Below are 9,477 nucleotides of genomic sequence, written 5' to 3'. Positions count from 1 at the left end.
GCCTGCCGCGGGAGCGGATCATCGGCAGCGGCACGTCCATCGACACGGCCAGGCTCAAGACGCTGCTCTCCGAGGACTTGCCTGTCGGTCAGACAGCCGGTTGTACGTTGACTTCCCGCTCGAGCTCGCGCATCCGGTTGAAGGAGGCGATGGATACTTCGACCTGGTCGTCCGTCGGCTCCTTCGTCGTCAGCAGCTGCAGCCACAGCCCGGGATAGCCGAGATAGCGCAGCACCGGAACGTCGCGCAGGGCGTTTGTCCAGCGCAGCACCTCATAGGATGCGCCGAGCACGACGGGAAGGAGAAGGATGCGAATGTAGATCCTCTCCCATAAGTTATCCCAACTGAAGAAGGAATAGACGATGACGCCGACGATAACGGAGAAAATGATGAAGCTGCTGCCGCAGCGGTAATGCAGGCGGGTATACTTCTGGACGTTGCGGACCGTCAGCTCCGCTCCGTCCTCGTAGGCGCTGATGACCTTGTGCTCGGCGCCATGGTACTGGAACAGGCGCTTGACGAGCGGAGTCAGGGAAATCAGGTACAGGTAAGCCAGAAGCAGAATGATCTTGATTCCGCCTTCGATCAGGTTGTGCAGGAACACGCCGGTGAACATGTGGCTGAACAGCCAGCTTTCCAAAACAGCAGGCACGAGGGTGAAGATAAGCTTGCCGGCGGCGAAGCTGATTACTCCCGCGACGGCGACGCCGACGATCATGGACAGGCTCCAGCCTTCCTTTTTAGGGACTTCGTCCTTCGCCGCTCCGGCTTCCTCCGGCTGGTCCTCGGCATAGGCTTCCAGGGCGTAGTTCAGATGCTGCGAGCCTTTGGCGCTGGACTCGAGAATGCCGATAACTCCGCGTACAAACGGAATTTTCTTGAGCGGCTGGTACCAGGGCTTCTTGCCTGCGCTCGGAACTTCGTAAAAAGTAATTTCTTCGTTCTTGCGGCGTACCGCCGTGACATTGACGTTGCGGCCGCCGAACATGACGCCTTCAATGACAGCTTGTCCGCCGTAAATGGATGTGCTCGCTTCTGGCAACGGACATTCACCTTCCCTTTGTTCATACTTCCTCTCGCTTCAGGCTCGGTCGCAGCCTGCGGGGGAACTGGAATCCTGTTTCCATTGTACTTGATGGCAATGGGGAATGCCAGACTGCCTCTCACGGCAACCGCGAACCAACGCGGAGCTGGAAGACGGTTAGCCGGCATGGAATTTGGCGCATACTAAAGGCGGACATTTCAAGGAGGCGATCGAAATGAGCGCGACAGCGGCAGCATCGAACCGGGGAAAAGGGATGGACAAAAGCGAGTATGGCAAACATACGACCCATACATGGACGTACTGCCTGCAGCTCGGGTTTTGGGCCGGGCTGATATGGGGCTTCGCCCATTGGCTTCTCTATACGTTCCGGTTCACCAAGGTTCTGCCCGGCATGCTGGCGGAGCCGTTTTTCAAGCACTCCTTCCTCGTCACGGGCTGGGGGCATGCCGTCGGCATCGGGCATTTCATCGTTTTTTCCATACTTGCCGCCTATTTGTACAAGCTTCTGCTCGGACGCTTTCCGGGTCCATGGGCGGGCTTTGTGTACGGGCTGCTGTGGTGGACGCTGCTGTTCCTGGCCTTCGGTCCGCTTCTCGGAATGGTGAAGCCGGTCACGGTTCTCGGCTGGAACAGCATTTTCACGGAGCTCAGCCTGTATGCGGTGTGGGGGCTGTTCATCGGGTACACGATCGCGTTCGAATTCACGGACGAAGCCTCGCGCGAGCCGAAGCGCAAGCCGAAGGGAGGAAGCTGACGGACACGCACTTCCAAGGGCATGTCATTTATGGTAGAATGGCAAGTAGCCTTTTGGCTTTTGGAGGTGCGGTCATGCGCAAGATTCTCGTACTTAACGGTCCTAACCTCAACATGCTGGGAATCCGGGAACCGGGCGTATACGGAACGACGACGCTGGATGGAATCAAGGATATGATGGTCGAGGAGGCTTCCCGGCTCGGCGCGGAGCTGGATTTCTTCCAGTCCAACCATGAGGGCGGATTGATTGACCGGATCCATGAGGCTTACGGCAGCGTGGACGGCATTCTGATCAACCCTGGAGCCTTCACCCATTACAGCTATGCGATCCGCGACGCGCTGGGCTCGGTGCCGGTGCCGTCGATCGAGCTGCATTTGTCCAATATCCACAAGAGGGAAGCCTTCCGGCACCAGTCGGTGACGGCGGCATCCGCCGTCGGGCAGATCGCCGGCTTCGGCGCCTACAGCTACGTGCTTGGGCTGCATGCCTTGCTGAATCATTTGGACAAGCCGTCCGGCCAAGGCAGCTAAAGGCAGTTTGATTGGATTAGAGGAGGTAGCCGCGATGACGAAGCAACGAGTGGAGAAGCTGCGGGGCAAGCTGGAAGAACAGGGATTGGAAGCGCTGCTTGTCGGCAGCCCGTACAATCGGCGATACATAAGCGGGTTTACAGGATCTTCGGGCTGGGTGCTGCTCACGTCTTCGAAGAGCTGGTTTCTGACCGACTTCCGCTACACGGAGCAGGCGGCGGAGCAGGTGCAAGGGTTCGAGATCGTCGAGCATGCAGCCGATTATATGGAGTCCGTCCGCGAGCTGCTCGCTGCGGAGGGCATAACGCGTCTGGGCTTCGAGCAGGAGCATACGGTCTACTCCAACTATGTCCGCTGGGGACAGGTTCTCGGCTCTATCGAGCTCGTGCCCGCAGCCGGCATCATCGAAAGCCTGAGGGCCGTCAAGGACGCCTCGGAGCTGGCGATCATGCAGGAAGCGGCGGATCTGGCCGATGCGACCTTCGATTATATCAAAGGGCTGATCAAGCCCGGCATGAAGGAATCCGATGTCGCGCTTGAAATGGAAGTCTTCATGAGAAGCCGCGGCGCGACATCGTCCAGCTTCGACACGATCGTCGCCTCCGGCGAGCGCTCGGCGCTCCCGCATGGAGTCGCGAGCGGACGCGTCATCGGCAGCAAAGAATTCGTGAAGCTCGACTTCGGCGCCTTGTACAACGGCTACTGCTCGGACCTGACCCGCACGGTCGCCGTAGGCGAGCCTTCGGCCAAGCACCGCGAAATTTACGAGATCGTGCTGGAAGCCCAGCTGCACGCCCTGGCGAACATCCGCCCGGGAATGACCGGCATCGAGGCCGACGCGCTGGCCCGCGACGTCATCGCCAAGCATGGCTACGGCGACCAGTTCGGCCACAGCCTTGGACATGGCCTCGGCATGGAAGTGCATGAGAAGCCGAACCTGTCCAAGCGCAGCGACAACGTTTTGACCCCCGGCATGGTGGTAACGGTGGAACCCGGCATCTACATTCCCGGGTTTGGAGGCGTCCGCATCGAGGACGACATCGTCATCACCGAGAACGGGATTCAAATATTGACAGCTTCGCCGAAGGAACTTATTATCCTTAGCTAGCCCGACAGCCGAAGCGTCATGCTTCGGCTTTTGGACACTAAGTCTCCTCATCGCAGCGTCCAAGCGGAAACGTCGTTTCCGCATCACCCATTTACAGGAGGAATCACCCGTGATTTCAGTGAACGATTTCAAGACAGGCCTTACCATCGAAGTGGATACCGACATTTTCAGCGTCATCGAATTCCAGCATGTCAAGCCGGGCAAGGGCGCTGCGTTCGTCCGCTCCAAGCTGAAGAACCTCCGCAACGGCAACATCGTGGAGAAAACCTTCCGTGCAGGCGAGTCGCTTGGCCGCGCTCATGTCGAGAACCGCGAAGTCCAATACCTGTACAACTCCGGCACGGAGTACACGTTCATGGACAACGAGTCGTTCGACCAGTTCAATCTCGACAAAAAGCAGCTGGAATGGGAAATCAACTTCCTGAAAGAAAACATGAACGTCAACATTTCCAGCTACAAAGGCGAAATCATCGGCATCTCGATCCCGAACAGCGTGGATCTGAAGGTAACCGAAACCGAGCCGGGCGTGAAAGGCAACACGGCTCAAGGCGCTACGAAGAACGCAACGCTCGAAACCGGCTTCACGGTTCAGGTGCCGCTCTTCATCAACGAAGGCGACCAGCTGCTGATCGATACCCGCGAGGGCCGCTACATTTCCCGCGCGTAGTTCCATTCCACTGTCAAGGCCGCCGGAGGGCGGCCTTTTTTTTTGTTTATCTTCTATCTCTTTAAAGCGTGAATGTGATATAATCGGTACTTGTATAATCAGCTAATGGTTGGGAGTGAACAGCGGTGTCGTTGATCGTGATGAAGTTCGGCGGCAGTTCGGTCGGCACGACGGAAAGGATGCAGAGAGTCGCGCGGCGGATTGTGGAGAACAGGGATGCGGGGCATAAGGTCGTCGTCGTCGTATCCGCGATGGGGGATACGACGGATGATTTGATCGACAAATCCAGGGAGCTGAATCCGAACCCGCCAGCTCGCGAGATGGATATGCTGCTCACGACGGGGGAACAGATATCGGTCGCCCTGCTGTCGATGACGATACACGGGCTTGGCCGGCAGGCTGTCTCCATGACGGGATGGCAGGCGGGAATCCGCACGGAAAGCGTCCATGCCAAGGCGCGGATTACGGATATCCGGCCGGATAAGATCCACGAGGCGCTCCATGACGGGCAGATCGTCATCGTCGCCGGCTTCCAGGGCATGACGGAGGACGGGGAGATCACGACGCTCGGCCGCGGCGGCTCCGACACGACGGCTGTCGCGCTGGCGGCCGCGGTGCAGGCCGATGTATGCGAGATTTTCACGGATGTGGACGGCATCTACTCGACCGACCCTCGCGTCGTCAAGAACGCGCGCAAGCTGGACGAGATTTCCTACGACGAGATGCTTGAGCTTGCGAACCTCGGAGCTGCGGTGCTGCATCCGAGGGCAGTCGAGTATGCGAAGCAGTACAACGTGAAGCTGGTCGTCAGATCCAGCTTCAACCACAATGAAGGAACGACGGTCAAGGAGGAAGCGGTCATGGAACAAGGAATCGTAGTGAGCGGCATCGCATTCGACAAGGATGTCGTCCGCATCAGCATTCTTGGCGTCGAGGATGTGCCGGGCGTGCTTGCAGGCGTGTTCGGAGCGCTTGCCGACGGCGGCATCAATGTCGATATCATCGTGCAGAGCGGAGTCATGGGCGGCAAAGCCGACTTCAGCTTCACGATCGGCAGGGGCGACCGCGACAAGGCTCTTGCCATCATCGAGGGCAACCGTTCCGCCGTTCCTTACCGCGAGACGACTTCCGAGGACGAGCTCGTGAAGGTTTCCATCGTAGGCGCGGGCATGGTCAGCAATCCGGGCGTTGCGGCCAAGATGTTCCGCGTGATGGCCGAGCTCGGCGTCAGCATCAAGATGGTCAGCACCTCCGAGATCAAAACGTCCTGCGTCATCGAGTCGGGTCCGCTGCAGGATGTTGTCCGAGCTCTTCATACGGCTTACGGCCTCGATACGGCCGATCAGGTTTTTGTCGGCGGCCCTTCCGAGCGCCGATAGCCATCGCCAACCCGAACTCCCTCAAGCGGCCGCTTGAGGGAGTTTTTTGCGTTCAACCTTTGGATTTATCGGGCACTCGAGGCGCAAGCCCCGATCCGTCTCCCGATCGGAGCGGCCTGCCGGCTCTGCGATTCTATCGGATGGCCGTTTCCTTGAACCGCCCTGTTGAAAACCCGATCGATAGAATAGGAAATTTCCTTGCTAAACGCTTAGAATTTTCCCTTCCCAAACGCTTTGAATGCCCCCTTTTTCCCTCCCCAAACGATTCCGTTCTTTCCTTCCCTATCGCTTCGAGATCTTCCTCGCAGACCGCGCCTTTCTTTCCTATCGCGGAATCATGGATAGAATCCGTCCTCCGCTCTACGCCGCAATCGCCTCCAAGCAGCCCTTGCCGTATTCTCCCTGCGCATACAGCCTCTCCAATCGCTGGCTCCGAAACGGCTGCCGCCTTCTTTCTCCTCCGAGCGCTGCTATATGTTCAACAAAGCATAGGGCTTGCCATATTTGAAGACAAGCCGGCATAGGCTTGGTTATACGATGATGGAAAGAAGGGGTCGGAATGATGAATAAAGTTGTCGCGACGATGGCTTCGCTGCGCCTGCTGTCGGGTTCCATCGAGATTATGGCGGCTCTTCTTATGCTGCGCCTCAATCAGATCGATAAAGCGCTCGTCATCAATTCCTCGCTTGCATTCGTCGGGCCGGTCGTTCTGCTGACGACGACGGCGGTCGGATTGATCGGACTGTCGGACAGGCTATCGCCTGCCAAGCTGGCCTGGATCGCGGTCGGAATCGGCTGCCTGCTGATCGGGATCTTCAAGAAATAGTCTGCAAGTCTATGAACCTTCTTGATAGCAAGCGGCATAATGCGTCCTGACAAGCATACAAATAGGGTATAGGACATGCGGAGGAAGGAGTGAACGCCAATGTTGAAGCTGATTGCGCATCTATTGCCGCCGGAGCTGTATGAGCGGCTTCGCCGGCTGCCTGATTCCGTGCATGCGGGTCTGGAAGAGATTCGAATCCGTGAGGAACGGCCGCTGGAAATCGTCAGCCTCGACAAATCGGGATTTTTGACGGAGGACGGCGGATGGAGCAGCAACCCGCAGCAGGCGTTCAGGCCTTCCGGCGAGCTATGCCGCAAGCTGCTCGGCAGGCTGACCGGGCATTCGCTGTACGCGATGGAGGAAGAGCTCAGGAAGGGCTACATCACCGTGACCGGAGGCCACCGGGTAGGATTGGCCGGCCGGACCGTCCTGGAGCGGGGCGACGTCAAGGCGATCCGGGATATCGGCGGCTTCAACATTCGGATCGCCCGCGAAGCGGTCGGCGCGGCAGACAAGCTGGCGCAGCAGCTGGCGGATGCGGCGAGACGGAGCATCCATTCCACGCTGCTGATCGGTCCGCCGAGAATGGGCAAGACGACGATGCTGAGGGATCTCGCCCGCATCGTCAGCTCGGGCGCCTGGCCCGACACCGCCATGGCCGGATGGCCGGGGAGAAGGGTGGCCATCGTGGACGAGCGGTCGGAAATCGCCGCTTCCGTCAAAGGGGTGCCTTCCTTCGATGTCGGTCCGAGGACGGACGTGATGGATGCTTGTCCGAAAGCGGAAGGGATGATGATGATGCTCCGCTCCATGTCTCCCGAAGTCATCATGGCCGACGAGATCGGCAGGCCGGAGGATGCGGCAGCCGTCCGGGAGGCGGCCCATTCCGGAGTCGCGGTCGTGGCGACCGCCCATGCCTCCAGCCTCGAAGAAGCGAGGGGCAGGCCCATTCTGAGGGAGCTGCTGCATGACGGGGCGTTCAGCCGCTGCGTCATTCTCGGGAGGAGCAGGAGCGGCTTCGAAGCTCGGGTCGTCGCGCTCCAGCACGCTGCGCCGACGGCGAGAGAGCCGACAGCGGCGCGTGCTGCGGGGGAGGCGGGAACATGATCAAGGCAGCCGGTGCCGTGCTTATCCTGCTTGCCGGCACGATGATCGGATTTCTGCAGGCGGCCCGCTTCGCCAAGCGTCCGAGGCAGCTGCGCGAGCTCATCCACGGCCTGCAGCGCCTCGAGACCGAGATCGGCTACGGCTACACGCCGCTTCCGGAAGCGATGCGCCGCACAGGCGCCCATATGGCGGAACCGGCCGCTTCCATCTTCCGCCTGACTTCGGACAGGCTGGAAAGTCCGGATGCCCCCGCTTTCGAAGCCTGCTGGGAAGAAACGCTGGCCGGCTGCTGGCCGGGCACCGCGATGCGGAAGACGGAGCTGGCGACGCTGAGGCGGCTCGGCTCCACGCTGGGAATGAGCGACCGCGAAGATCAGCTGAAGCATCTCCGGCTCGCGCAGCAGCAGATGCAGGCGGAAGAAGACGGTGCCCGGGATGACCAGGCGCGTTACGAGAAGCTGTCCCGCTCGCTAGGCATTCTCATTGCCGCACTGGTCGTCATTTTGATGGTTTAGGGGTGCCGAGTACATGACCATGGATATCAGCGCCATCTTCCAGATCGCCGGCATCGGCATCATCGTGGCCATGATCCACACGGTGCTTAAGCAGATGGGTAAGGAAGACATGGCGCACTGGGTGACATTGATCGGATTCGTCGTCGTACTGTTTATGGTCGTCCGGATGCTCAACGAGCTGTTCCAGGAAATCAAGACGATCTTCCTGTTCCAGTAGCGGCGGCATTCCGCGGGTCAGGAGAATGGATTATGGAGATTGTGCAAATCGCGGGAATCGGGCTGCTCGCCGCGATTCTCATGCTGGTGCTCAAAGAGCAGAGGCCGCTGTTCGCTTTTTTTGCTCGCCATGTTCACAGGGGTATTCATCTTCCTCATGATGCTGGGCAAGATCGATGCCGTCATCGGCACGATGCAGCAGCTGGCCGAACGCTCCGGCATCCCTTCGGTGTACTTGAAGACGATCCTCAAAATGATCGGAATCGCGTATATCGCCGAATTCGCCTCTCAGATCATCCGGGATGCCGGAGCCGAGAGCGTGGCCTCGAAGGTGGAGTTCGCCGGCAAGGTGCTGATTCTCGTCATGGCCGTCCCGATCATCAACGTCATTGTGGAGACCGTGGTCGGCCTGCTGCCGGCGGGGGGGGTGAAGGGGCGATGCGGCTGCTGATGCGCTGGCTTCAGGCAATCGGAATCAGTCTCGTCATCTGGCTGGCCATGCCGGGAACGGGGGCTTGGGCGGCAAGCGGTCCGGCGGAGCCGTCCTTGCAGGCAGCCCGCCAGGACGACGGCTCGCAAGCGGCCGCGGACCTCAACGACAAGCTGGCCAAGGAGCAGGCGCAAGCTTACGGGACGGATACGGTTGAAGCGTACTGGAACAAGCTGGTCACGGAGTACGGCGGTTATTTTCCGGACGGATCGATGCCGAGCTTCGTCGAGATGATCACGCCCGGCGGCGAAGGCCTCAAGCTCGGCACCGTGCTGAGCGGCTTGATGAAGATGCTGCTGCATGAGGTGCTCTACAACGGCAAGCTGCTCGTCTCCATCGTGCTGCTGGCGATATTCAGCAGCATCCTGCAGACGCTTCAATCGGCGTTCGAGCGGAACATGGTCAGCCAGGTCGCCTACTCGGTCGCCTATATGGTGCTGATCGTGCTTGCGGTGAACAGCTTCCACGTCGCGATCGGATATGCCCGGGACGCGATCGAGTCCATGATCCAGTTCATGATGGCGATGATTCCGCTGCTGCTGACGCTGATTGCCAGTACGGGAAGCGTCGCGACCGTCACTCTTCTTCATCCGGTCATCATTTTCATGGTCAACACGGTCGGAACGCTGATCTACACGATCGTTTTCCCGCTCTTCTTCTTCTCGGCTGTCCTCCATATTGCCAGCTCTTTGAGCGACCGCTTCAAAGTGACGCAGCTCGCCAATCTGCTGCGGACGACTGGCGCGGGAATACTCGGGGTCATGCTGACCATCTTTCTGGGAGTCATCTCGGTCCAGGGGGCGGCAGGAAGCGTGACGGACGGAATGACGCTGCGGACGG

Annotated in this window: 11 protein-coding genes and 1 pseudogene; 11 read left to right on the top strand and 1 reads right to left on the bottom strand. The window is 59.4% G+C overall.

Going from position 1 to position 9,477, the window contains the following annotated elements; genetic code table 11:
• Nucleotides 1-88 precede the first annotated feature (88 nt).
• Nucleotides 89-1,042, bottom strand: coding sequence for a DUF1385 domain-containing protein (locus tag BN871_RS19595; RefSeq protein WP_021878231.1), 954 nt, complete (start codon nucleotides 1,040-1,042; stop codon nucleotides 89-91).
• 217 nt (nucleotides 1,043-1,259) lie between these two features.
• On the opposite strand from BN871_RS19595, the gene BN871_RS19590 reads away from it, so the two are divergent.
• The 11 genes and pseudogenes from BN871_RS19590 to spoIIIAE all read left to right on the top strand — a co-directional run.
• Nucleotides 1,260-1,799, top strand: coding sequence for a YqhR family membrane protein (locus BN871_RS19590; protein WP_048748444.1), 540 nt, complete (start codon nucleotides 1,260-1,262; stop codon nucleotides 1,797-1,799).
• A 74-nt stretch (nucleotides 1,800-1,873) separates the two neighbouring features.
• Nucleotides 1,874-2,329, top strand: a complete 456-nt coding sequence (gene aroQ / locus BN871_RS19585; protein WP_048748443.1) for a type II 3-dehydroquinate dehydratase — start codon at nucleotides 1,874-1,876, stop codon at nucleotides 2,327-2,329.
• Nucleotides 2,330-2,363: 34 nt separating this feature from the next.
• Complete coding sequence (locus tag BN871_RS19580; RefSeq protein ID WP_048748442.1) at nucleotides 2,364-3,437, top strand: Xaa-Pro peptidase family protein; 1,074 nt, start codon at nucleotides 2,364-2,366, stop codon at nucleotides 3,435-3,437.
• A 109-nt stretch (nucleotides 3,438-3,546) separates the two neighbouring features.
• Nucleotides 3,547-4,104 (top strand): elongation factor P, encoded by a 558-nt coding sequence (gene efp, locus BN871_RS19575; protein WP_048748441.1) that lies wholly within the window; start codon nucleotides 3,547-3,549, stop codon nucleotides 4,102-4,104.
• Nucleotides 4,105-4,229: 125 nt separating this feature from the next.
• Complete coding sequence (locus BN871_RS19570; RefSeq protein ID WP_021878235.1) at nucleotides 4,230-5,483, top strand: aspartate kinase; 1,254 nt, start codon at nucleotides 4,230-4,232, stop codon at nucleotides 5,481-5,483.
• 559 nt (nucleotides 5,484-6,042) lie between these two features.
• The gene (locus BN871_RS19565; protein WP_021878237.1) at nucleotides 6,043-6,309 is read left to right on the top strand and encodes a YqhV family protein; all 267 of its coding nucleotides are present in this window, start codon (nucleotides 6,043-6,045) and stop codon (nucleotides 6,307-6,309) included.
• A 99-nt stretch (nucleotides 6,310-6,408) separates the two neighbouring features.
• Nucleotides 6,409-7,416, top strand: coding sequence for a stage III sporulation protein AA (gene spoIIIAA / locus BN871_RS19560; RefSeq protein WP_021878238.1), 1,008 nt, complete (start codon nucleotides 6,409-6,411; stop codon nucleotides 7,414-7,416).
• A complete protein-coding gene (gene spoIIIAB, locus BN871_RS19555; protein WP_048748440.1) occupies nucleotides 7,413-7,931 on the top strand; it encodes a stage III sporulation protein SpoIIIAB in 519 nt (172 codons plus the stop codon). The genes spoIIIAA and spoIIIAB overlap by 4 nt, the downstream gene beginning before the upstream one ends.
• Before the next feature lie 13 nt (nucleotides 7,932-7,944).
• A complete protein-coding gene (gene spoIIIAC / locus BN871_RS19550; protein WP_048748439.1) occupies nucleotides 7,945-8,148 on the top strand; it encodes a stage III sporulation protein AC in 204 nt (67 codons plus the stop codon).
• 32 nt (nucleotides 8,149-8,180) lie between these two features.
• Nucleotides 8,181-8,598 (top strand): annotated as a pseudogene (spoIIIAD, locus tag BN871_RS19545) (stage III sporulation protein AD).
• On the top strand, nucleotides 8,586-9,477 hold an 892-nt coding region (gene spoIIIAE / locus BN871_RS19540), incomplete at its 3' end, for a stage III sporulation protein AE (protein WP_048748438.1). The pseudogene spoIIIAD and the gene spoIIIAE, both read left to right, overlap by 13 nt.

The organism is Paenibacillus sp. P22, from assembly GCF_000469945.2.
GTDB lineage: Bacteria > Bacillota > Bacilli > Paenibacillales > Paenibacillaceae > Paenibacillus_O > Paenibacillus_O humicus.
The sequence above is the reverse complement of the archived record's forward strand: the minus strand, read 5'-3'. Positions and strand labels throughout refer to the sequence as shown.

Excerpts from the sequence above, each read along its gene's own strand:
- BN871_RS19590 (WP_048748444.1), top strand. The coding sequence starts at position 1,260 with ATGAGCGCGACAGCGGCAGCATCGAACCGGGGAAAAGGGATGGACAAA.
- aroQ (WP_048748443.1), top strand. The coding sequence starts at position 1,874 with ATGCGCAAGATTCTCGTACTTAACGGTCCTAACCTCAACATGCTGGGA.
- BN871_RS19580 (WP_048748442.1), top strand. The coding sequence starts at position 2,364 with ATGACGAAGCAACGAGTGGAGAAGCTGCGGGGCAAGCTGGAAGAACAG.
- BN871_RS19565 (WP_021878237.1), top strand. The coding sequence starts at position 6,043 with ATGATGAATAAAGTTGTCGCGACGATGGCTTCGCTGCGCCTGCTGTCG.
- spoIIIAA (WP_021878238.1), top strand. The coding sequence starts at position 6,409 with ATGTTGAAGCTGATTGCGCATCTATTGCCGCCGGAGCTGTATGAGCGG.
- spoIIIAB (WP_048748440.1), top strand. The coding sequence starts at position 7,413 with ATGATCAAGGCAGCCGGTGCCGTGCTTATCCTGCTTGCCGGCACGATG.
- spoIIIAC (WP_048748439.1), top strand. The coding sequence starts at position 7,945 with ATGACCATGGATATCAGCGCCATCTTCCAGATCGCCGGCATCGGCATC.